At 47.4% G+C, this 22,292-nt stretch carries 20 protein-coding genes; 18 read left to right on the top strand and 2 right to left on the bottom strand.

Annotation, left to right across the window (positions count from 1 at the left end; all coding sequences use genetic code 11):
- The first annotated feature begins 18 nt into the window (after window positions 1–18).
- From PV783_RS33895 to PV783_RS33885, 3 genes are all read left to right on the top strand, one after another.
- Complete coding sequence (locus tag PV783_RS33895) at window positions 19–606, top strand: helix-turn-helix domain-containing protein (protein ID WP_420991141.1); 588 nt, start codon at window positions 19–21, stop codon at window positions 604–606.
- A 78-nt stretch (window positions 607–684) separates the two neighbouring features.
- Window positions 685–2,952 (top strand): heavy metal translocating P-type ATPase, encoded by a 2,268-nt coding sequence (locus PV783_RS33890; RefSeq protein WP_420991140.1) that lies wholly within the window; start codon window positions 685–687, stop codon window positions 2,950–2,952.
- 18 nt (window positions 2,953–2,970) lie between these two features.
- Window positions 2,971–4,014 (top strand): 2Fe-2S iron-sulfur cluster-binding protein, encoded by a 1,044-nt coding sequence (locus PV783_RS33885; protein WP_420991139.1) that lies wholly within the window; start codon window positions 2,971–2,973, stop codon window positions 4,012–4,014.
- Window positions 4,015–4,128: 114 nt separating this feature from the next.
- Here the strand turns inward: PV783_RS33885 and PV783_RS33880 are convergent, their stop codons facing one another.
- The gene (locus PV783_RS33880) at window positions 4,129–4,749 is read right to left on the bottom strand and encodes a hypothetical protein (protein WP_420991138.1); all 621 of its coding nucleotides are present in this window, start codon (window positions 4,747–4,749) and stop codon (window positions 4,129–4,131) included.
- A gap of 252 nt (window positions 4,750–5,001) precedes the next feature.
- Between PV783_RS33880 and PV783_RS33875 the strand changes: the two genes are divergently transcribed.
- The 11 genes from PV783_RS33875 to PV783_RS33825 all read left to right on the top strand — a co-directional run bounded on the left by PV783_RS33875 (window position 5,002) and on the right by PV783_RS33825 (window position 15,608).
- Window positions 5,002–5,400, top strand: coding sequence for an HYC_CC_PP family protein (locus PV783_RS33875; RefSeq protein ID WP_420991137.1), 399 nt, complete (start codon window positions 5,002–5,004; stop codon window positions 5,398–5,400).
- 179 nt (window positions 5,401–5,579) lie between these two features.
- The gene (locus tag PV783_RS33870; protein ID WP_420991136.1) at window positions 5,580–6,869 is read left to right on the top strand and encodes an efflux RND transporter permease subunit; all 1,290 of its coding nucleotides are present in this window, start codon (window positions 5,580–5,582) and stop codon (window positions 6,867–6,869) included.
- Window positions 6,870–6,871: 2 nt separating this feature from the next.
- A complete protein-coding gene (locus tag PV783_RS33865; protein WP_420991135.1) occupies window positions 6,872–8,806 on the top strand; it encodes an efflux RND transporter permease subunit in 1,935 nt (644 codons plus the stop codon).
- Window positions 8,790–9,146, top strand: coding sequence for a hypothetical protein (locus PV783_RS33860; RefSeq protein ID WP_420991134.1), 357 nt, complete (start codon window positions 8,790–8,792; stop codon window positions 9,144–9,146). Before PV783_RS33865 ends, PV783_RS33860 begins: the two co-directional genes overlap by 17 nt.
- Window positions 9,106–10,044 (top strand): TolC family protein, encoded by a 939-nt coding sequence (locus PV783_RS33855; protein WP_420991133.1) that lies wholly within the window; start codon window positions 9,106–9,108, stop codon window positions 10,042–10,044. The genes PV783_RS33860 and PV783_RS33855 overlap by 41 nt, the downstream gene beginning before the upstream one ends.
- A complete protein-coding gene (locus tag PV783_RS33850; protein WP_420991132.1) occupies window positions 10,022–11,221 on the top strand; it encodes an efflux RND transporter periplasmic adaptor subunit in 1,200 nt (399 codons plus the stop codon). Before PV783_RS33855 ends, PV783_RS33850 begins: the two co-directional genes overlap by 23 nt.
- Window positions 11,222–11,227: 6 nt before the next feature.
- Window positions 11,228–12,451, top strand: a complete 1,224-nt coding sequence (locus PV783_RS33845; RefSeq protein ID WP_420991131.1) for an efflux RND transporter periplasmic adaptor subunit — start codon at window positions 11,228–11,230, stop codon at window positions 12,449–12,451.
- Window positions 12,452–12,478: 27 nt separating this feature from the next.
- Window positions 12,479–13,021: a DUF3347 domain-containing protein gene (locus tag PV783_RS33840; protein WP_420991130.1), complete on the top strand. Its 543-nt coding sequence runs from the start codon at window positions 12,479–12,481 to the stop codon at window positions 13,019–13,021.
- 17 nt (window positions 13,022–13,038) lie between these two features.
- Window positions 13,039–13,665, top strand: coding sequence for a DUF3347 domain-containing protein (locus PV783_RS33835; RefSeq protein ID WP_420991129.1), 627 nt, complete (start codon window positions 13,039–13,041; stop codon window positions 13,663–13,665).
- A gap of 3 nt (window positions 13,666–13,668) precedes the next feature.
- Entirely contained in the window at window positions 13,669–14,130 is a 462-nt protein-coding gene (locus tag PV783_RS33830) for a heme-binding domain-containing protein (RefSeq protein ID WP_420991128.1), read from the top strand.
- A gap of 314 nt (window positions 14,131–14,444) precedes the next feature.
- Window positions 14,445–15,608: an acyltransferase family protein gene (locus tag PV783_RS33825; protein ID WP_420991127.1), complete on the top strand. Its 1,164-nt coding sequence runs from the start codon at window positions 14,445–14,447 to the stop codon at window positions 15,606–15,608.
- On the opposite strand, the gene PV783_RS33820 is transcribed toward PV783_RS33825, so the two are convergent.
- Window positions 15,605–16,306 carry a helix-turn-helix domain-containing protein gene (locus PV783_RS33820; protein WP_420991126.1) on the bottom strand — a complete coding sequence of 234 codons (702 nt, stop codon included), beginning with the start codon at window positions 16,304–16,306 and terminating at the stop codon, window positions 15,605–15,607. The genes PV783_RS33825 and PV783_RS33820 overlap by 4 nt on opposite strands.
- A gap of 137 nt (window positions 16,307–16,443) precedes the next feature.
- Here PV783_RS33820 and PV783_RS33815 point away from each other — a divergent pair, with 137 nt between their 5' ends.
- From PV783_RS33815 to PV783_RS33800, 4 genes are all read left to right on the top strand, one after another.
- Window positions 16,444–16,947, top strand: coding sequence for a transposase (locus PV783_RS33815; protein WP_420991125.1), 504 nt, complete (start codon window positions 16,444–16,446; stop codon window positions 16,945–16,947).
- 83 nt (window positions 16,948–17,030) lie between these two features.
- On the top strand, window positions 17,031–17,576 hold the full coding sequence (locus tag PV783_RS33810) for an RNA polymerase sigma factor (RefSeq protein WP_420991124.1): 546 nt from the start codon (window positions 17,031–17,033) through the stop codon (window positions 17,574–17,576).
- A 93-nt stretch (window positions 17,577–17,669) separates the two neighbouring features.
- A complete protein-coding gene (locus tag PV783_RS33805) occupies window positions 17,670–18,701 on the top strand; it encodes a FecR family protein (protein ID WP_420991123.1) in 1,032 nt (343 codons plus the stop codon).
- A gap of 33 nt (window positions 18,702–18,734) precedes the next feature.
- Window positions 18,735–22,286 carry a SusC/RagA family TonB-linked outer membrane protein gene (locus PV783_RS33800; protein WP_420991122.1) on the top strand — a complete coding sequence of 1,184 codons (3,552 nt, stop codon included), beginning with the start codon at window positions 18,735–18,737 and terminating at the stop codon, window positions 22,284–22,286.
- The last annotated feature ends 6 nt before the right edge of the window (window positions 22,287–22,292 follow it).

Below are 22,292 nucleotides of genomic sequence, written 5' to 3'. Positions count from 1 at the left end.
AGCTCAAATACCGGATATATGCTAAGTGCCTATAAAATATTTATCAAAGGAATGGTTTGCGACAGGTGTATTCTCGCCGTGAGAGAGGCGCTGCATGAGCTGCAGATACCGGTAACCGGTATTACGCTGGGACAAATTACCACGGTGTCTGCATTATCTGAACCGGATATGGACGCCATCCGGGAGAAACTGGCCCCGCTGGGTTTCACCCTGCTGGAAGATAAAAAGACCAAACTGGTAAGAGACGTTAGATCCCTGGTAGATAAAGTATATGGCGGATCTTATGATTTCCCGGATAATTTTAAGTTTTCAGATATAGTATCCCGTACGCTGAATAAGGATTATGCAGTCATCAGCAATATTTTTTCAGAAGCAGAAGGAATTACCCTGGAGAAATATATTAAAGAATACCGTGTGGAGAAGGTAAAGGAATTACTGGTTTATTCTGATGAAACCCTGTCAGACATTGCCTTTAAACTGGGTTATAGCAGCGGCGCCCATCTTTCCAGGCAGTTTAAAGATCAAACCGGCCTCAATACCTCTCATTTTAAAGAAATCAGGAAATCAAAGCAAGCCCTGACCCATCACCCCGGTCACCAGTCTTAAAATTATATACAATTCCCCTTGAATAGTGTAACGCCCGTGCCCACACCGCAGCGTAGCTTTGTAAAAAATCAGCAGTATATGTCATCAGCTATATCACTACAACAGGAATCAACAGCCACCAGGAAACACAAAGCCGGCACTACAAAAGAAACCTTTCCCGTATTGGAAATGACCTGTGCCGCATGCGCTGTTAGCGTGGAATCCATGCTGAAATCGGTGCCCGGCGTACAGGATGCCGGCGTTAACTTCGCCAATCAAACCGCCTGGGTACAATATGATCATGCCACTGTTACCCCTGCCATGCTGCAAAGCAGCGTCCGGTCAGTGGGATACGACCTGGTGATTGACAAGGAAAACCAGGATGAGGTAAAGGAAGAAGCGCAGCAGCGGCACTACCGGGAGGTGAAGCAGCGCACCATCTGGGCATCGGTGTTATCGCTTCCCATCGTTATTATCGGGATGTTCTTTATGAATATGCCGTATGGTAACTGGATCATGATGGCGCTTGCCACACCAGTGGTATTTTTCCTGGGCCGGAACTTCTTTATCAATGCCTGGAAACAGGCCAGGCACCGCAAAGCCAACATGGATACACTGGTAGCGTTGAGTACCGGTATCGCCTGGTTGTTCAGTGCTTTTAACACCATATACCCTGAGTTCTGGCATCAGCGCGGATTGCATGCGCATGTATATTTTGAAGCAGCTGCTGTGGTGATAGCATTTATCTCGCTGGGTAAACTGCTGGAAGAAAAAGCTAAATCCAATACCTCATCTGCCATAAAAAAACTCATCGGCCTGCAACCCAAAACAGTGCTGCTGGTAGACGAAGCCGGCAACACCCGTGAAATTCCTGTTTCTGAGGTAAAAGTGCAGGACCTGCTGCTGGTAAAGCCGGGCGAAAAAATCCCGGTGGATGGAAAGTTAGCAGATGGCGCCTCTTATGTGGATGAAAGCATGATCACCGGTGAGCCGGTACCAGTGGCTAAACATACCGGCGACGCAGTATTTGCAGGTACTATTAACCAGAAAGGAAGCTTCCGCTTCCGGGCCGAGAAAGTAGGCGCAGACACACTCCTGGCGCAGATTATCAAAATGGTGCAGGAAGCACAGGGCAGCAAGGCGCCGGTTCAGAAGCTGGTAGACAAGATCGCCGGTATCTTTGTACCGGTGGTAATAGGTATTGCTATCCTCACCTTCGTTTCCTGGATGGTGTTGGGCGGTGATAATGCTTTCACTCATGCGCTGCTTACTTCGGTAACAGTATTGGTGATCGCCTGCCCATGTGCATTAGGACTCGCAACGCCCACCGCTATCATGGTAGGCGTAGGTAAAGGCGCGGAAAATAATATCCTTATCAAGGATGCGGAAAGCCTGGAGCTGGCGCATAAAGTAAACGCCATCATCCTCGACAAAACCGGTACCATCACAGAAGGTAAACCGGTGGTAACCGATCTCATCTGGCATACAACCGCCAATAGCACATCCGGATCAGTATTGTATTCCCTTGAACAGCAATCCGAACACCCGCTGGCAGAAGCCGTGGTAGCATATCTGAAAGACGGCGGCGCAACGCCCGTTCAGTTGTCAGGCTTTGAAAGCCTCACCGGTAAAGGGGTGCAGGGAACTTTTGAACAAACCGTTTACCTGGTAGGTAACCGCAAGCTGATGGATGAAAACCATATTGCTGTTGAGCCGCAGCTGGCAACACAGGCCGCCGCATTGCAGGAAGATGCCAAAACGGTGATCTATTTTGCGGCAGGCAAGCAGCTGCTGGCGATAATCGCTATCGCCGATAAAATAAAGGAAACCTCCAGGGAAGCCATTGCCTCCTTACAAAAAGACGGTATTGAAGTATATATGCTTACCGGCGACAACACCCACACAGCCGCAGCTGTAGCCAGGAAAGTAGGACTGAAACATTATAAAGCAGAAGTGCTTCCTTCCTACAAAGCTGACTTTGTAAAAGAACTGCAGCAATCCGGAAAAGTAGTAGCGATGGTGGGCGATGGTATCAACGACTCACAGGCGCTGGCCCAGGCAGATGTAAGTATTGCAATGGGCAAAGGCTCGGACATTGCGATGGATGTGGCCAAAATGACGCTGATCACTTCTGATCTGAACAGTATTCCCAAAGCACTGAAGCTGTCGCGCAAAACCGTGAGCACTATTAAACAGAACCTCTTCTGGGCCTTCATCTATAATATCATCGGTATCCCGGTTGCTGCCGGTGTTTTGTTCCCGGTCAACGGATTTTTGTTAGACCCGATGATTGCAGGCGCGGCTATGGCCCTCAGTTCTGTAAGTGTAGTGAGTAACAGTTTGCGTTTGAAAGCGGCGCGTCTTTAAAATAAATCATCAGGAAACATGAATAATGTACAGATCTGGCGCACCGCCGGTATTATCCGGGAAACTGCATCAACAGTAACCATACAATTTGATACCGGCGGCCAGCCGTTTATATATAAACCAGGACAGTTTATCAATATTACTTTAACAATCAATGGCGCCGCTGTTACAAGGTCTTATTCTCTAAGTTCCGTATATGGCAGGGACAAACAACCTGCCATCACGGTAAAAAGAGTAGCGGGAGGTGTTATGAGCAATTATATTGCCGACAAGGCATCAGCCATCACGCACTGGTCTGTGTCCGGCCCCTATGGCTCATTTACGCCTGCACACAATACCCATCAGGCGAAGCATCTTGTGCTGCTGGCGGGTGGAAGTGGTATCACGCCCTTGTATGCCATTGCCAGATCCGTGATCGGCCAGTATCCCGATACCCGTGTTACCCTTATTTACGCCAGCCGCACGCCGGATGAAATTATATTCAGAAATGACATTGCATTATGGCAGGAGCACTACCGGGAACGGATCAACGTTCATCATGTGATATCAGTTTATGAAGAAGCGGCCTCCCCGGATTTTATTAGGGGCAGGCTGAGTAAACTGGTAACGCGGAAGCTTATTCAACAGGCGGTAGGCGACCCTCTGGATGCGGTTCACTATTTTATCTGCGGGCCCACAGGCTTAATGAAAATGCAGCATGAAATGCTGGAAGCGTTGCAGGTACCGGCGGAGCATATTTTTATGGAGTGGTTTTCCCCGGAACCCGTTAAAGAGGAAGAAGTAGTACCGGCACAGGAAGTACTGCTGCATTTTTATGAACAGTGTAACCTGCTGGAGGTGGCTGCCGGTAAAACGATCCTTGAAGCAGCGCTGGAAGACAGGATTCCCCTGCCATATTCCTGCAAGGGAGGTACCTGCGGCATTTGCGCCGCAAAGGTTACTGCCGGAAAGGTGAAAATGCTTGGTAATTATGCGCTCAGGCAACAGGAGGTGGACGAGGGAATGGTGCTTCTTTGCCAGAGCTTTCCTCTTACAGGTGATGTGACGGTGGAGATAGGATAATGCGGAAACCCCCTCACACCGTGGAAACAATAGCCTGCTGCTGCTTCCGCTGTATTCAGCCTGCCAATAAAAAAAGCCTGAAGGCCGCGAAGACCTTCAGGCCCGATGAAGTACTCAGCAACCACCTTTGTTGGGAGGACGTTCATAAATTATTTTACTATCCCGTTCTATATAGTCGCCCGATACTATTGGATATGAATACTTGGGGGCGTACGATACATTATGGCTTCTTATAATTATTTTGTCGTTAACTTTCAGGCTATGCAATTGCTGAAATTCATCAGGCTGTTTCGGCCCAAAACTAAGAATATAATCGACCCCATCAATCCTGACCATCACTCCGAAACCTAATCGTGAGCCTGGCGGAAGAGAAAGGGAGGTTATAACAGCCTCCATATTGGTAAAAGCATTTACAGGCTTCCCTATTTTAGCAGCGCCGGCAAGCACTTTTTTACCGTCGGGAGACGTTTGCCATTTTTTGAACATTATACCAGCAGGGGTAGCCTCCCATTTTCTCAATTCCGCTTTCATTTCTGCAGCAGAGGGTGGCCTGGGGGTTGGTTTTTTAGAATTTTCATTTTTGATTTCGCGATTGGCAAATACTAATCCGCCTACCACAACCAGCGGTAAGATCAGTGCATAAATAGCTTTTTTCATATTTTTTGTAGTTTTAATTAACATAGATCTATCTCCTGATAAATCATATCCGCTTAGGGCATCTCTTTTATTTTTCATATAAAAGTTTGATACAGCGAAACTACTTTAATCCTTTCCGCTTGAAGGATTAGGATTGTAAATTAAAATGTAAACTTTGTAAATTATTGTAAATAGCCCGCTGGGCCTTAGAATCCCGTTGCTTAAGATCATCACGGACTGCAAAAAAAAGGTTGCCGCTCCCCGAAGCAAACTTCTTTCCGGTTAAAATATAAAACAAACACAAAATTATATAACAATCAACCGGGCGGTTACCGCTACTTTTGTTACAGCATGAAAAAGGCGCTTGCACTCATATTAGCTTTCCTGTATGCCGGCTCATCTACCGGCGCTACTTTCCACATGCACTACTGCATGGGAAAGCTGGTAGAGGTGGCATTATGGCATGGAGAAGTGAAGCCCTGCAACCAGTGTAGTACTGGTCATAGTAAGTCATGTGCCAAAAAATGTTGCAGGGATGAACACAAAACGGTAAAGCTGGAAAAGGACCAGAAAGCCGCCGAACATGCCTTTCATTTTAACCAGGTAGCTATGCTGGTGGCTCCCCTGTCTTTTTTTGAGCATCACCCGGTGCATGTGCTGTCCATAGCGGAAGAATATCCGGCTACCCATGCGCCACCGCGAAGTAATAAAATACCCACGCATATATTTAACTGTAGCTTCCTGATCTGATACCCCGCTTCCTCCGGCGTATGCTATTACCATACAGCATTCACACGCCTTTATCTTACCACATAATTTATTGAGAAATAAACTTACCGGTTTATGAATTGCGCCATTGCCATACGATTGCAGCGGCCTGTTTTATACCTGCCGGGAAAGTAACTGCATAAAGATTTATAGAAAGAGATATGGTACATCGTATTATAGAATGGTCATTGCGCAACCGCTTTATTGTGCTGGTAATGGCGGCGGCTATGTTTGCCTGGGGCATTGTTGCCGTGAAAAAGAACCCCATTGACGCCATCCCGGATTTATCCGAAAACCAGGTGATTGTATTTACGGAATGGATGGGCCGGGGACCACAGCTGATCGAAGACCAGGTCACTTATCCGCTGGTGACTAACCTGCAGGGTCTTCCCAAAATTAAGTATGTACGCGGTACGTCTATGTTTGGAATGAGTTTTATCTACATCATTTTTAATGATAACGTAGATATTTACTGGGCCAGGGAAAGAGTACTGGAAAGATTAAGTACCGTTTCCAGGACATTGCCAACAGGCGTAACGCCGCAACTGGGCCCCGATGGTACCGGCGTGGGACATATACTCTGGTACACATTGGATGCGCCGGGTATGGACCTGGGTGAGCAACGCGCATTGCAGGACTGGTACGTGAAATTCGCCCTGCAAAATGTAGCAGGTGTCAGTGAAATTGCCTCTTTCGGTGGTTTTCAGAAGCAGTACCAGGTTACCGTAGATCCCAATAAGCTCCTTTATTATAAGCTCTCCGTGGCAGAAGTAATGAATGCCATTCGTACGAATAACAATGAATCCGGCGGCCGCAAATTTGAGCTAAGTGATATTGGTTATATCATTAAAACATCCGGCTACTTAAAGTCAGTGGCTGAAATAGAGAATATACCCGTTAAAACGCAGAACAGTATTCCTGTAAAGATATCAGATGTTGCCGCTGTTCAGATGACCGGGGAAACCAGGCTGGGCGTCTTCGACCAGGACGGACAAGGAGAGCGTGTGGGCGGTATCGTAGTAATGCGTTATGGTGAAAACGCTGCAGAGGTGATTGATAAGGTGAAGATAAAAATGCAGGAAGTGGCCAAAGGCTTTCCCGATGGAGTGAAGTTTGACATCGTGTACGACAGGGGAGCACTCATCAAAGAATCCGTGGATTCCATTAAACATACCCTTATTGAAGAAATGGCGGTGGTATCTGTTGTGGTGATCATCTTCCTTTTTCACTGGCGCAGCGCCCTTAGCATCATTATACAGATCCCCGTTACCCTGGCCGCAAGTTTTATCCTGCTGAATGCTTTTGGCATTTCTTCCAACATCATGTCGCTCACAGGTATTGCGCTGGCTATCGGGGTTATTGTAGACAATGGAATTATCATGAGTGAAAATGCCTATAAACACCTGGCAGAAAGGTATGCGCAGTGGCAGGGCGAACAAAAAACCAAGTAACTATGAACTGGCTGAAGAATATATTTAAAAAATCACCGCAATGGATATCTGAAGAAGAGCGGTTAAAGATAATAGAGAAGTCGAGTAAGCAGGTATCCCGTGGGGTATTTTTTGCGACCATCATTATTATTACTTCGTTCCTGCCGGTATTTATGCTGACAGGGCAGGAGGGTAAGCTGTTTCACCCGCTGGCTTATACCAAAACTTTTATCATGATCGTGGATGCGCTGCTGGTAATTACACTGGCGCCCGTGCTGATCTCCTTCTTTATGAAAGGAAAATTCAGGCCGGATCATGATAACCCGGTAAACCGGGTGTTGGAAAGAATTTATGAGCCCATCATAAAAGGAGTGCTGAAGTGGCGGAAAACGACCATCGCTATCAATATCATCGCGCTGGTGATTACTATCCCGCTGCTTAAAAGTCTTGGTAGCGAATTTATGCCACCGCTGGATGAGCAAAGCATTTTGTTTATGCCCGTAACACTGCCGGATATTTCCAACGGAGAAGTGAAACGCATTTTACAGGTGCAGGATAAGATCATTAAATCTGTTCCGGAAGTGGACAAGGTTTTAGGAAAGGCCGGACGCGCCAGCACGGCTACCGACAATTCTCCTATGAGCATGATTGAAACCATCATCATGCTGAAACCAAAAGCGAAATGGCGGGAAGGCAAAACGAAGCAGGACATCATCAATGAGCTGGATACAAAGTTACAGATCCCCGGTGTGGTGAATGGCTGGACGCAACCGATTATTAACCGCATAAACATGCTGGCTACCGGTATCCGTACAGACGTAGGCGTGAAGGTATATGGGCAGCACCTGGATAGTATTGCGGTGGTATCTGAACGCGTGAAGATGGCCCTGGAAGGTACGCCTGGTATCATGGATCTGTATGTAGAACCAGTTACCGGCGGTAAGTACCTGGATATTGATGTGCGCCGGCAGGACCTGGCGCGTTATGGGCTGAATGTAGATGAGGTGAACCAAACGGTGGAATTTGCGCTGGGCGGCGCTCCCGTAGGTAATACGGTGGAAGGCCGGCAGCGGTTTTCCATCAGCGTGCGGCTGGCGCAGGACTATCGCAACAGCGTTGAACGGATTAAACGCATCCCGCTCATGTCCGCATCTTTTGGCGAAGTGCCTTTATCCGCTGTAGCAGATGTGAAATTTGCGGATGGGCCGCCAATGATCTCTTCAGAAAACGCCATGCTTCGCGGGGCTGTTTTATTTAATGTGCGTGGCCGTGATCTCGGAGGTACCGTGAGTGAGGCAATAGATAAGATGAGTAAGGCCAAAGGCATACTGCCGCAAGGATATTACCTGGAGTGGAGCGGACAGTATGAAAACCTGATCCGTGGCCAGCAAACATTGATGTGGATTGCCCCCATTGTATTAGTGATCATTTTCTTTTCCCTGTATTTCGCATTTAATTCTATCCGGGAAGCATTCCTTAGTCTTATTACCGTACCGTTTGCCCTGATTGGCGGCGCCTACATGATCTATTTCTGGGGCGTGAATTTATCGGTGGCAGTGGCGGTAGGTTTCATTGCCTTGTTTGGTATTGCCGTAGAAACCGGGATTGTAATGGTTATTTATTTAAATGACGCCATGCAGCAACTGGTGAAAGAGAAAGGCAATTCTTCGGAAACAATTACCCCGGAAGACCTGCGGCTGGCCGTGATTCACGGCGCCGCCAAACGTTTACGGCCCAAGCTGATGACGGTATGCGTATCGCTGTTCGGACTGGTGCCCGTTCTTTGGGCTTCCGGTGTAGGCACAGATGTGATGAAGCCAATAGTGCTGCCGATGATTGGCGGTGTGCTTACTTCTTCCACACACATCCTGCTGGTAACACCGCTGATCTTTTTATTGTCGAAGGAATATGAATTACGCAAGTACGGAAAAATAGAAATTCATGAAGTACATCATTAAATATATACTGATAACAGCGCTTTGCGCACCCATAACACTGGCCGCACAGCAGGCGCCTGTATTGCGGCTGGATACCATCCTGCAAAGGGTGGATCAGCACAATATCCTGTTACAGTCATACGGTCTGAAAGCAGAAAGTTACAAGTACAGCGCTGATGCAGCCACGGCCTGGATGGCGCCGATGGTAGGCGTCGGAACGTTTATGACGCCTTATCCGGGCCAGCAGGTGATGGACGACAGGGACAAAGGCAGCCTGATGCTGCAGCTGGAACAGGATATTCCTAATCCCGCCAAACTGAATGCAAAAAAAAAAATACATCGCCTCCCAGGGAAATATTGAACTGGCCACCAGGGATATTACGCTGAATGATCTGAAGGCACAGGCTAAACGTCTTTATTTTAACTGGATCGTTGCCAAACAGCGTATTGGGGTATTGCGGGAAAATGAGAAGATCATGGTGACCATGAAAAAGATTGAGGAAGTGCGCTATCCGTATAACCAGTCGCAGCTCGGCGCGGTGTTTAAAGCCACTGCAAAGATCGAGGATAATCACAACATGATCCGCATGCAGGAAGGCGCCATTGCAAAGGCAAGGTCGTGGCTCAACAGCCTGATGAATGCGCCCGGCAACCAGGCATTTGATATTGACACTACTTACCGGCCGGTGTTTGAAGTGGCTGCCTCCTACGACACGGCGTCTCTTGCTTCCGCGAGGAAGGATGTGGTAAAGATGGACGAAAGTATCCGTTCCATGCAGCTGAACATTAATAGTATGAAGCGGGAGAAGAAACCCGATTTCAAAGTGCGCTTTGATCATATGCGTCCTTTGGATGCCATGATGCCCAGGGCTTTCAGCGCGATGGGAATGATCAGTATCCCGATAGCGCCGTGGTCGTCCAGGATGTACAAATCAGGTGTAAAATCCATGCAGTATAATGTGGAGGCGATGGAAAAGGAGCGGGCGGCGATGCTCCAGGAAACACAGGGAATGCTGTATGGTATGCAGTTTGAAATACAGTCGATGCAGCAACGCGTGGAGGCAATGGAAGAAAAGATTATTCCTGCGCTGCGTCAAACGCTGGATGCCAACTTTCTGAATTACCAGGAAAACAAGCTGGCGTTGTCCAACGTGATCGACTCCTGGGAAGCGCTCACCATGATGCAGTTGAACGTACTGGATGAGAAATTAAAACTCTATGAAATGATAGTGGATTATGAGAAACAGTTATATCGTTAAAATATTCTTCCCTGCGTTTGCAGTGGCGGCCGGATTGTCCGCCTGCAAAGGCAAAGCGGATAAAGCAGCTCACAATAGGCAGGCTGTGCATGATGAGCAGGCCGTAGATAGTAGCATTGCCAGGCTTACAAAGCCGGTGAATGCACAGGTAATTGCGGCTATCCCCGCTATTCAACCGGAGGGAGGCACCCGCATTTATGCGTCGGAAGTAAATGGTGTCATTACGTATGATACCCGCAACCAAACCAGTATTGCCAGCAGGGTTGGCGGACGGATAGAGCGCTTGCTGATAAAATATAACTATCAGCCGGTGCGGAAAGGCCAGCTGATCATGGAGGTATATTCTCCTGATCTGGCGGCGGCGCAAAGAGAGTTACTCTATGTAGCACATAACAGCCGGGAGATGCTGGCGGGAGCAAAGCAGCGGTTACAACTGCTGGGTATGCAACCGGCACAAATTAACGAGGTGCTTACAACCGGTAATATCTTTTATCGTATTCCTGTTTACAGTAACAGCGATGGTTATATACTGGAAAAAACGGCTGCGGGTCCGGTGGCTGCGCCGTCTTCGCCTGCTGCTTCCCCGGATGGTATGGGCGGTATGGGTGGCGAAGCAACGGCAACAGCGGCGCCTGCTCCGGCGGCTCCGGTGGCTGCTCCTGTGCTGTTACGCGAAGGACAGTATGTAAATGCGGGTCAGTCGCTTTTTACCATTTACCAGGCCAAAGCCCTCGTTGCCGAATTTGCTTTTCCGATGCCACTGGCAGCCAGGATCAAACGCGGCCAGCGGTTGTTATTTTTCCCCGCCAATAATGATACGGCCATGCAATCGGGAAGTATTGGTTTGATAGAGCCCGTGTTCCGCGATGGCGTGAACTTTACGCTGGCAAGGGTATACCTGGAGAATAATGATTTCCGGGTAGGACAATTACTGTATGCAAATGTTCCTGTTGTTTATACCGAAGGATGGTGGCTGCCAAAACAAGCGGTGTGGCGTTTGGGTAATCAATCTGTTGTTTTCAGGAAGGAGAAGGAAGTATATGTTCCCGTTACCGTGAAAACGGGTGTGGTAACGAAAGACATGATCCAGGTAATCACTGACATCGGTAACTGGAAAGTAGCCGCTAATGCAGCTTACCTGGTAGACAGCGAGAGTTTTATTAAAACTGATCATTAAAGCAATATGGAAAGGAAAAGTTTTTTAAAGGCAGTGGCGTTTGTTTCACTTGCACCGGTAGTATTGCTGGCCGCCTGTAAGGATGCAGGTAAGAAACAGGCAGGAGAGGAAAAGGTGCAAACCTATACCTGCCCTATGCATCCGCAAATAGTGCAGAACAAGCCGGGTACCTGTCCTGTTTGTGGTATGGACCTGGTGCCATTTGATAAAAATAATAAAGAAGCATCGCTTATGCTGGGTGAAAACCAGATGGCGCTGGCCAACATCACGACAATGGTGGTGGGCGCCGGTGCTTTATCCAACTTCAGGCAGCTGAACGGCAGACTGGTAACAGATCCTGAAAAGTCGGCCGTTATTTCCAGCAGGGTAGCAGGCCGTATTGAGGCATTGTATGTAAGGGAAACGGGCGTAAAGGTAAGCAAGGGCCAGCCCTTGTATAAAATATATTCAGAGCAGCTGGCGAGCCTTCAACAGGAATACCTGCTGGCCGTAGCACAGGTAACACAGTTCCCGGATGATGCGCGTTTTCAGCAGATAGAAAAGGCCGCACGGCAAAAGCTGGTGTTATATGATCAGTCAGCTGGTGACATCAGCCGGCTGGTACAATCAGGGAAGGTAAACCCTTATGTTACTTACCCGGCAACAGTTAGCGGGGTGGTATCCGGGCTTACCGCCACAGAAGGGCAGTATGTAAACGAAGGCGGCGAAGTGATGCGCCTGGAAGGATATAGCCAGCTTTGGGTGGAAGCCGATCTGTATCCTGCAGAAGCAGCTGCTGTACAGGTAGGACAACCGGTAAAGGTGATCATTGCCGGCTGGGAAAATGAGCCACAAACCATGACGGTGCAGTTTATCAATCCGTCGTTGCAAAGCGGCAGTCAGCTGATGCAGGTGCGGGGTACCGTTCCCAACCCGGATAACCGCTGGCAGCCAGGTTTACAGGCAAACATCTTATTACCGGTTACCAGCAAAGGCAACGTGTTAAGCCTGCCGGCAGATGCGGTAATCCGCGATGGTAAAGGCGCGCATGTATGGATTCAGAAAACCCGCGGAAAATTTGAACCGCGCGTGGTAAGCACCGGTATGGAAAATTTCGACGACGTGGAAATTACGCATGGCCTGGTAGCAGGAGATACAGTGGTGATTACCGGCGCTTATTTATTGTACTCCGAATATATCCTTAAAAAAGGCGCCGACCCGATGGCGGGAATGCCTGGTATGGGACATTAAAAATATCTGTATAAAAAACAAACAGCCATGAAACAATTTGTAAAATTTACGGTAGCTCCGCTGGCGGCGCTGATTTTCCTGGCCGCATGCGGCAACAACAATCCTGTAACTAAGGAACAGGACTCCACCAGTCAACATGAAACAATAGCACCTTCCCCTGCGATTGTACAATTGAAAGATGATAAGCTGCATGCCGTGTATCAGCATTATGTGCTGCTGTCTGCTGCCCTGGTTAAGGGAGATGTGAAAGCAGCGCGCCTTGCCGGTAACGCTATTGAAACCGGCGCCAGCGAGATAACAGGTGGTGAAGCTATAGGCGCCGGCGCTGCAAAAATCACCGCTACCGCAGACATCGCAACACAACGGATAGCGTTTTCGGCTTTAAGCAATGATTTTATTTCCCTCGCAAAGAAATCCGGGTTGAGTAGGGGTCAGCTGTATGTCGACTTCTGCCCGATGGCGATGAATGATAAAGGTGCTTACTGGCTGAGCAGCGATAAAGCCATTCAGAATCCCTATTTCGGCGATCAGATGCTGACCTGCGGCGAAGTGAAAGAAACGATTCAATAATATCTAAAAAAAATAAAATGAAAACAATCATCACCGGCGCTTTAGTGGCAGCCACCGTTACCTTTACTGCCTGTAATAACAGCAACAATAACGCTCATGAAGCGCATCAGCATGATACTGCTGCAATGGCTATGAAACAGGGAAGTTCGCCCGCTGATCATTCAATAGCGCAGGTAAAGGCTCAGTTTACAAATGTGGATGCCAACGTGATGGCCTCCCTGACACCTGTTTTCGGACATTATCTGCATCTTAAAAATAGTCTTGCTGCCGATAATTCAACTGAAGCTGCCAGCAGTGGTAAAGCAATGGAAATCGCATTGGAAAAAGTAGATAAGGCCGCTATGACGCCTGAACAACAGAAAGTGTATCATGAAAATGAAGATGATCTGAAAGAACATGCGGAGCATATTGGCAGGAATGAAGGAAATATAGCACATCAGCGTGAACACTTTGCCCAGATGAGTGAGGATGTATATGCACTGGTAAAGGCATTTGGCGGGAAGCAAACTTTGTATCATGATTATTGCCCTATGTACAATGATAACAAAGGAGCGCTGTGGCTGAGCGAAACAAAGGACATACAGAATCCTTATATGGGTGGTAAAATGCCTGCCTGCGGTTCCGTTAAAGAGATGATTCAATAGCGTATGACCAGGATCATTTTATTTTTATTGCTGATCATTATTGTTGCGATACAATTTTTTCAACCGGAGAAAAATGAAAACGGTGGCAGGAAATCTCCGGATGAAATCACCGGTCTGTATACCATTCCGGCGAATGTACAAACGATATTGAAGCAGGCGTGTTATGATTGTCATAGTAATAATACCCGCTACCCCTGGTATGCGGGTATTCAGCCTGTGGGCTGGTTAATGGCTGCTCATATCAGGGAAGGGAAAAAGGAGTTGAATTTTGATGAGTATGGGACCTATTCATCCAAAAGACAGCGTAATAAAATGAAGAGAATGAAAGAACAGGTAACAGCCGGTAAAATGCCGTTAAGTTCATATAGCCTTATACATGCTGATGCCAGGCTAACTACCGGCCAAAAGGAATTGATTGCAAACTGGATCGACAGTACCCTTGAGCTGCATACAGGGGACCACTAAATTGTTTTGTAAAAATGTAATTGCATTTGGAAGGTCAGCCGGTGCATAAGCTGTCAGTGGGCGAAGTCATAAGTGTTTTGCCAGGGATCAGGCATTGGCAGGACAAAATTGCGACTGAAAGGCCCCCCTTTAGCTCCGGGAGCTTTCGCTTCCTGTTGCGATGTTATGTATTGATAATCAATATATTTAGCGGATAGAACAGCCTGCCGGTACCTTTACGGATTTATTTTAGAGAAAGTTAGCGTCATTTTTATTAGCTTGTATGCTGCCAAAATCGTTTGAAATTATACACTAATCGTTTGATCTCTTCAACAATGAGCACATTATCAGCATTGCCAGTGACATCCGGAGAAGCCCCTATGGCAATAAACCGTGACAATGAAAAAAAAGCCCGTCTTTACTCATTAGATGCCCTCCGGGGATTTGATATGTTCTGGATTATGGGCGGCGGCGCTATCTTTCATGAAATAGCCAAAGCAACGGGATCGCCTTTCTGGGCGGCAATAGATGTACAACTGGAACATCCCGCATGGAACGGGTTCCATTTCTATGATCTTATATTCCCGCTTTTCCTGTTTATGGCTGGTGTATCCACGCCGTATTCGGTAGGCCGGGAGCTGGAGAAAGGTAAGAGCCGGAGCCAGTTGTTATTGCGTGTAATAAAGAGGGGACTGGTACTGGTGTTGCTGGGCATCATTTATAATAATGGGTTGCAGCTGCAGCCGGTATCGCAGATACGGTTTTGCAGCGTATTAGGGCGCATCGGGCTGGCCTATATGTTTGCTAATATCATTTATTTGTATACAAAGGAACGGGCGCAAATGATCTGGTTCGCCGCTATCCTGGTGGCGTATTGGCTGCTGCTGAAGTTTACAGCGGCGCCCGGATTTGCGCCCGGTGATCTTACGATGGAAGGGAATTTTGCATCGTACCTCGATCGCTGCATCGTTCCGGGTAAGTTGTACCTGGGTATCCATGATCCGGAAGGATTTACGTCTACCTTCCCGGCCATCAGCACTGCGATGTTAGGAATTCTAACAGGAAATTTATTGCGTAACAACCCTATGTCTCCGGTGAAGAAGGTAGGCATGATGGCGCTTACAGGCGTGGTTTTCCTGGTGCTGGCGCAATTATGGAATCTTGATTTTCCCATCAATAAAAATCTGTGGACCAGCTCATTTGTGCTGCAGGTAGGAGGTATCAGCCTGTTGTTGCTCGCATTTTTCTATTACGTGATTGATATTGCGGGCTACCGGAAATGGGCGTTCTTCTTCCGCGTTATAGGAATGAACTCTATTCTTATTTATATTTCCGGTCACTTTATCGACTGGGGTTACAGCAACAATGTATTTTTTAAATGGCTTGGGCAGTTGGTGGGAGAGCCGTTTGGAGCGGTAGCCCTCAGCATCTCCCTGGTATTTCTAAAATGGTTGTTCCTGTATTTCATGTACAAACAGAAGGTGTTCCTGAAAGTTTAAAGGCTTTCCTTGTTGCGCTTTGCATCGGGAAATCCGGCAATCCGCTTTTTCTGCTCCAGTTCCATTTGGGCCAGCTTTTCTTTTCCCAATGTTTCTGTGAGCAGATCATCTATCGACTTATTCCTGGAATTTGATAACAGTTCCTGGTGCTTATGCTCCGTGTTTGTAAGAATATTTATAACCAGCTGTTTGTCTTTATAATCAATGTCATTATACATTAACAGGGTAGGTTTGTACAGCAGCTGGTATATTTTGAATAGTTTTTTTTCGCCTGTTTTTGTGATGCTGACAAGTTTCGCCCTTTTGTCATCCGGGTCAGTTCTCTCTGTTATATATCCCAGATTTTTCAACTTATTGAGAATGTCAATACCAGTGGTTTGTTCTGTGAAGTTGTATTGTATGACCTGTGTTTTCTTTACTTCTTTTAGCTGGTAGATAGAGTTCAGAAAATAGAACCATTCCAGCTCAAACCCGGGTATTTCCTGTAGCGCCATTTTTGAATAAACCGTTTGCATGCCCGCAAGCCTTCCTATCAGCTTTGCAAATACAGTATCCAGGTCAGGCGGGGTAAGCCCGCTGAATAATTGATTGTTGCTCTCTTTTGCCAAAAAATACATACAGAATTCCGTTGCAGAAACAGTTGTATTCTTTTGAGCATATTCTTCCCAGGCGGTAATCAGCGTTACAAGTTCACTCATAGTTTATATCGGATTCGATGTAAATGTAGCAAAAAATGGTTTGAAAATTTGCTATAATCGATTTTATAACTATTTTTACATCGGAATAGATGTTTTATTGCTATGAATAAAACGGAAATGATCTAAAATGATTTCAAATGAATAACATAACAACAGGTTACCTTACCAGAGCTGAATTGTGGTTGTATATCACAACACTGATCTATTTTCTGATGAACGGGGCGCAGATATTTGAAACCCTTGTATTCGTACCAAAATGGACAGATGCCCCACCTGCTAATTTCAAACTCTTGCTGGATGGGCGGGGAGCAAGTTTGAAAAACTTCTGGATCGTCTTTCATTCATTACATGAAGTTACCTTTATCCTTGCCATTGTCTTCTGCTGGAAAATTGACTTCGCCAGGAACTGGTTACTGATTTTATTTGCCATTCACTTCGCAGTAAGGGTTTGGACGCTGGCTTTCTTTGCACCCAACATTATCAACTTTCAGAAAATAGCCGAAACGCAATCAATGGCGCAAAACTTAGTGAGTAAAACATCACTGTGGCAAACACTCAACTACATCCGGGTAGCCATATTTATCCTGGTTTCAATCGGGCTTATCCCTTTATGTATCAGGGTATTTAATTTACGTCATTGAAAATAGCACCCTTTCTCTCCAATAAATAAATTTTTCCAAACTTTTAATACATTTGTACTTTGTGATAAATTTAGCAAACAGGGATGAAGGGGAAAGATCTGACAAGCCGGGAGGAACAACTGCAGCAGGAGCAATTTACTGCTTACTTCCGCCTGTATGAATATCCCCTTTATTGTTTTGCGCTTAAATCCATCCAATCCGAATTACTCGCCCGCGACATTATCCAGGAAGTATTTATTAAGTTATGGTCGGTCCGCGATCAGTTCAGCGATATCAGGAACATAGAGGATTATCTTTATAAGATGGTGCGTAATAAGGTACTGGACGTACTACGCCAGCTCGCCAACGACCGCAGGTTGCGTGCCGCCTACTTCAATGATCACCAGTGGGAGGAAAGCCGTACCTACGAGAATATTGTAGCCAAAGAATATGAATTTGCCCTGGCAGAAGCCATCAACCAGCTGCCTCCCCAGCGCCGGATCATTTACCAGCTGAGCCAGGTGGAAGGCCGCACCCGGAATGAAATTGCAGCAGAACTCCGCATTTCCCCATCTACCGTAAAAAACCAGCTAACTGCCGCCCTCAGCTATCTCCGCAAAATTGTAGCCGGCCAGATTAAATTATTTTAATTTTTTTCCCCGCCCGATAGGACATCCCCTTTTTTCAAACGTCAGTAATATATAGTCCTGTATCAGGACACGTCACATTAATACTATCGGAGATTGGATCAGGCACATTTTACACATCTTTTCAGGTTATACATTTCCGGCAAATGCTCGCCGGAAGAAAGGAATGAATTCTTTGACCTCCTGGAAGCCAACAAGGAGGACAATACCATGATTTCCCTGCTGGATCAGCTTTATAGTGAAGTAAGACTGGAAACACCGTCGGCTACCTATGTCAATAACCGCGGTGAAATTGACCTGGCTGTTCATCCTGCGGCTCCTGTAAAGGTGGTGCCTTTTTATAAACGCCGCAGTACCATTCGTGTGGCGGCTGCCGCTTCCCTGTTGTTACTACTGGGCACTGGCGCCTGGATGCTTTCCACAAAGCGGAACCCGGCTCCGCTGGCTGCCGGCGGGCAGAAGGGAGAAAAGCTGGAGCTGATTGCGGCAACTACCACCATCCGCACCGGCAACCAGGAACGTAAAGTGATTGTTCTGTCAGACAGTACCCGCATTGTATTGAACAGTGGTACGGAAATCAGGTACCCCGATCAGTTTGATCCGCAGAAAAGGGAAATATTCCTGGAAGGCGAGGCATTCTTTGAAGTGTCTAACGCGGCTGCATGGCCTTTTGTGATACACTCCGCCGGTGGCATGACTACCACCGTACTCGGTACCTCCTTTAATATTAAAGCCTATCCCGGCCGTAGCCAGGCGATTGTGTCTGTTGTTACAGGAAAAGTAAAGATCTCAAAAGATAAAAAAGATATATCCACCCTTATAAAAGGGCAGGAGTTGCATCTCACCATGCTTACCGGTGAAGTGATGCAACGCAATACCATCAGTATTAATACAGCAGGATGGCAAACAGGAGACATCAGTTTCAGTGATGAACCATTGGAAGATATAATGAAAGATCTTCAGATCTTTTACGGCGTAAATATAAAGATCAGCAATCCAGCTTTGGCCAACCTGCTGATCACAACAGGATTTAAGAAGAACACATCTGTTGACAGTGCCCTTGATATAATATGTGAACTGGCCAATGCGAAGTACGCCAGGAATCAGGACGGTTACGTAGTTTACTGACTACACATTTAAATCAACCAATTAAAGTACGAGATGACAAAAAAGATTGTTGCAGTGCTGCTGGCATTGCTATGCCTTAACTATTCCCTTTCTTATGCACAGCAAAAAGAAGACAGGGTTACCCTGCACCTGACCAATGCCACACTGAAAGAAGTGTTTCGTCAAATGCAAACGCAAACAGGGAAGTATTTTGGTTACCAGTCGAAAGACCTGGAAGGGCTTCCCCGTCTGCAGTTCGATTGTAACAATGAGCCGCTGGAGGATGCCCTGAAACAGCTGTTGCGTAACACCGGTTTAACCTTTGCGGTAAAAGGCAATAATGTGCTGATCAAAAAAAGCCCGGAAACACCCGCCGGCGCCCGGCAGGTGGACATTGCCACCACCCGTGCGGGAAACAGAACGATATCGGGAAGGGTAATCAACAGTGAACAACAGGGTATACCAGGCGTAAGTATCCTGGGCCTGCTGTCAAAGAAAACGGCCTTCACTAACGACAACGGGGAATATTTTATCCAGATACCGGAAGATGAAACGATGCTGTCTTTTTCCAGCGTGGGATTTCAAAACCGGAACGTGATGATGGAAGCCGCAAAAACGTATAATGTAACCCTGCAGGAACGGGTAGGCAACCTGAAACAGGTGGAAGTAGTTTCCACCGGTTATGTAAACCTGCCCAAAGAACGCGCTACCGGCTCCTTTGGAGTAGTCACTGCAAAAGACCTGGAAAAGATCCCGGTGCCCAATGTGCTTCACCGGCTGGAAGGCCAGGTGGCCGGCGTGCAGCTGAACCTTACAGAATCTGATAACAGTTTTGTATATACCAACCTGAATGGCGCCGTGCAGGGAAACGGCAGTTATGATATTACCATCCGGGGCGCCAGCACACTGAACAATGATGTAAATAAAAAACCGCTGGTGGTAATAGACGGATTTCCTACGGAGATGGATATACGCACTATTAATCCCGCTGATGTGGAACAGATCACCTTCCTGAAAGATGCGGCAGCGGCCTCTATCTGGGGCGCCCGCGCATCTGCCGGTGTAATTGTGATCACCACCAAAAAAGGAAAAATAAATGATGGCGCTCCACGCATCTCTTTCTCTGCAGGATTAGGCATAAACGGCAAGCCGAGGTTATCCTCGCTGCCGCTGATGAATGCCACACAAATGATCGACTATGAGCAGGAGCTGGTAAACAAAAGATTTATCACCGATCCCACCAGTTTGCCCGCTGCCAGTCAACGGCCCATCAGCGAGGCAGTAGATTGGATGTTCCGGCTTAAAAGAGGCGAGGTAACCCAGGCACAGGTAGATGCTGCATTTGCAGTACTGAAAGGACGCGATTCCAGGAAACAGGTGGAACAATACCTGCTTACGCCCGCTTCTACCAGCCACTACGATCTCAATGTGAGCGGCGGCACCGGGAAACATACTTACTTCGTTTCCGGCGCCTACGATAAAGAAAACACCAGCACCAAAAATACGTTCGGGGAAAGAATGACCCTGACGGCCAACCAGGAATTTACCTTCTTTAAAAATGTGACCCTGTCTGCCAACCTGCGTGGAAGCTGGTTTCGCTACCGCACCGGCGGACAAGGGATCAGTGTATACGGCCGTTCCCCCAACCCGCTGATGCCTTACGATCAGCTGGTAGACGATAACGGCAACAGCGTAAATTATGCACGCGCCTATTACTCCGGCCGGCTCAGCAGCCTGGAGGCAAAGGGTTATATGCCCTGGCGCTACAACTATATCAATGAACTGGCCCTGTCAGATAATACCACCAATGAAAGTAACTACGCTGCTACCTTTGCCTTAAATATCCCGCTGTATAAAGGTTTGAGCTTTAATGCCCAGTATATGGCAGAACGGGCTTCTTCCGGCGCAAAAAACTTTAACAGCGACAGCTCCTACTATACCCGCAATATGCTGAATACCGCTACCTCCATTGATGCAAATGGTAAACTGGTATATGGTATTCCCCTGGGCGGTATCATGGAAACAACGGATTATTCAAAAAATAATTACAGCATCCGCGGACAGCTTAACCTGGACCGGAACTTTTCAGGTAATCACCAGGTGAATGCCCTGCTGGGTATGGAAGCCCGGCAAACCATTGATGGCTCCGGCAGCAACCGCATGTTTGGCTTTAATACACAAACGCAGTATAGCAAGCCGGTAGATTATGTAACCCCGTATGTAACGGTAGACGGCTACCAGTCGGTAGTGCCATATGGCGTAAACTATTCCTCCAAGCGCAGGCGTTATCTTTCTTACTATGGCAATTTTTCGTATACCTATGCAGGTAAGTATACCCTGTCGGGGAGCGCACGATACGACGACTACAATAACTTTGGTCTCGATAAAAAGTACCGCGCAAAACCTTTCTGGTCGGCCGGCGCAGCCTGGGCATTGTCCAAAGAGGACTTTATGCAAAACGTTAGCTGGGTAAGCGGACTTACACTGCGCGCTACCTATGGTATTAACGGTAACATCAGCACCACCGCATTGCCATACGATCAGCTATACCTGCTGAACGACTATCAATACCCCTTTGATCCTTATTCAACGGTGGGATCACCGGCCAATCCATCGCTGCGATGGGAACAAACCGGCGTGTATAACGTAGGACTGGACTATGCGTTGTTTGATAACCGCCTGAACGGAGCCGTAGAATTCTATTATAAAAAAGGCACCGACCTCTTTGCTTCGTTCCCGATCGACAATACCGTGGGCTTTGATAATATCACCCGCAATACTTCTTCCCTGACGGGCAAAGGAATTGATTTGTCGCTCGGTGGCAGCATTATCCGCAACAAAGAATTTGAATGGTCTGCCAACCTGGTATTCGCCTATAACACCAATAAGGTAACAGATGCGAGATATAATGTTACCAACTCCCTGCTGCAATCCGGGGGTGTTGGCGGTCCTATAAAAGGATTCCCCACAGATTACCTGATGGTTTTCCGTTACGCCGGCCTGGATCGCAACGGCAGCCCCCGCGTGATAGGAGGTAAGGGAGATACATTGACTATCTATCAATCGCCCAAAGATATCAGCGATCTGAAAAACGCCGGCCGTTTATCGGCTCCGTATTTTGGTAGTCTCCGGCAAACGGTCCGCTACAAAGGGTTCTCTTTGTTTGTACTGGTTACCTATAAACTGGGCTATGTATTCCAGCGGCCGGTACCCGGTGATTACCCTGGCCGTTACGGGTTTCAGAACTACGACTATAACAAACTCGTGGATCAGCGCTGGCGTAAACCCGGTGATGAAGCCTTCACCAATGTGCCCGGCCTCAGTGGTAACAGCACCGGGCAAATCAGGTACGCGAATGCAGATATCAATGTACTGCCCGGCGATCATATCCGGTTACGCGAAGTGTCGCTCACTTATAACGTGCCGGCAGCATTGTTCCACCGCCTGCCTGTTAAGGGTATTTCCCTTACCGGTGCAGCCAGGAACCTGGCGTTACTGTGGACAAAAAACGAAGATGGCATAGATCCGGATTTTCCGCCGAGCGCCCGGAATGTAAAATTGCCGCCATCTGCATCGTATAATTTTTCACTGAACGTCAGCTTCTGATTTTAC

Origin of the sequence: Chitinophaga sp. CC14 (genome assembly GCF_048957795.1) — a bacterium.
GTDB classification, from domain to species: Bacteria; Bacteroidota; Bacteroidia; order Chitinophagales; family Chitinophagaceae; genus Chitinophaga; species Chitinophaga ginsengisegetis.
Note: the sequence above shows the minus strand (reverse complement) of the source record. Positions and strands in the feature narration are given on the sequence as shown.

Coding starts and splice junctions, on each gene's coding strand:
- PV783_RS33895 (WP_420991141.1), top strand. CDS start 19: ATGCTAAGTGCCTATAAAATATTTATCAAAGGAATGGTTTGCGACAGG.
- PV783_RS33890 (WP_420991140.1), top strand. CDS start 685: ATGTCATCAGCTATATCACTACAACAGGAATCAACAGCCACCAGGAAA.
- PV783_RS33885 (WP_420991139.1), top strand. CDS start 2,971: ATGAATAATGTACAGATCTGGCGCACCGCCGGTATTATCCGGGAAACT.
- PV783_RS33880 (WP_420991138.1), bottom strand. CDS start 4,749: ATGAAAAATAAAAGAGATGCCCTAAGCGGATATGATTTATCAGGAGAT.
- PV783_RS33875 (WP_420991137.1), top strand. CDS start 5,002: ATGAAAAAGGCGCTTGCACTCATATTAGCTTTCCTGTATGCCGGCTCA.
- PV783_RS33870 (WP_420991136.1), top strand. CDS start 5,580: ATGGTACATCGTATTATAGAATGGTCATTGCGCAACCGCTTTATTGTG.
- PV783_RS33865 (WP_420991135.1), top strand. CDS start 6,872: ATGAACTGGCTGAAGAATATATTTAAAAAATCACCGCAATGGATATCT.
- PV783_RS33860 (WP_420991134.1), top strand. CDS start 8,790: ATGAAGTACATCATTAAATATATACTGATAACAGCGCTTTGCGCACCC.
- PV783_RS33855 (WP_420991133.1), top strand. CDS start 9,106: ATGCAAAAAAAAAAATACATCGCCTCCCAGGGAAATATTGAACTGGCC.
- PV783_RS33850 (WP_420991132.1), top strand. CDS start 10,022: ATGAGAAACAGTTATATCGTTAAAATATTCTTCCCTGCGTTTGCAGTG.
- PV783_RS33845 (WP_420991131.1), top strand. CDS start 11,228: ATGGAAAGGAAAAGTTTTTTAAAGGCAGTGGCGTTTGTTTCACTTGCA.
- PV783_RS33840 (WP_420991130.1), top strand. CDS start 12,479: ATGAAACAATTTGTAAAATTTACGGTAGCTCCGCTGGCGGCGCTGATT.
- PV783_RS33835 (WP_420991129.1), top strand. CDS start 13,039: ATGAAAACAATCATCACCGGCGCTTTAGTGGCAGCCACCGTTACCTTT.
- PV783_RS33830 (WP_420991128.1), top strand. CDS start 13,669: ATGACCAGGATCATTTTATTTTTATTGCTGATCATTATTGTTGCGATA.
- PV783_RS33825 (WP_420991127.1), top strand. CDS start 14,445: ATGAGCACATTATCAGCATTGCCAGTGACATCCGGAGAAGCCCCTATG.
- PV783_RS33820 (WP_420991126.1), bottom strand. CDS start 16,306: ATGAGTGAACTTGTAACGCTGATTACCGCCTGGGAAGAATATGCTCAA.
- PV783_RS33815 (WP_420991125.1), top strand. CDS start 16,444: ATGAATAACATAACAACAGGTTACCTTACCAGAGCTGAATTGTGGTTG.
- PV783_RS33810 (WP_420991124.1), top strand. CDS start 17,031: ATGAAGGGGAAAGATCTGACAAGCCGGGAGGAACAACTGCAGCAGGAG.
- PV783_RS33800 (WP_420991122.1), top strand. CDS start 18,735: ATGACAAAAAAGATTGTTGCAGTGCTGCTGGCATTGCTATGCCTTAAC.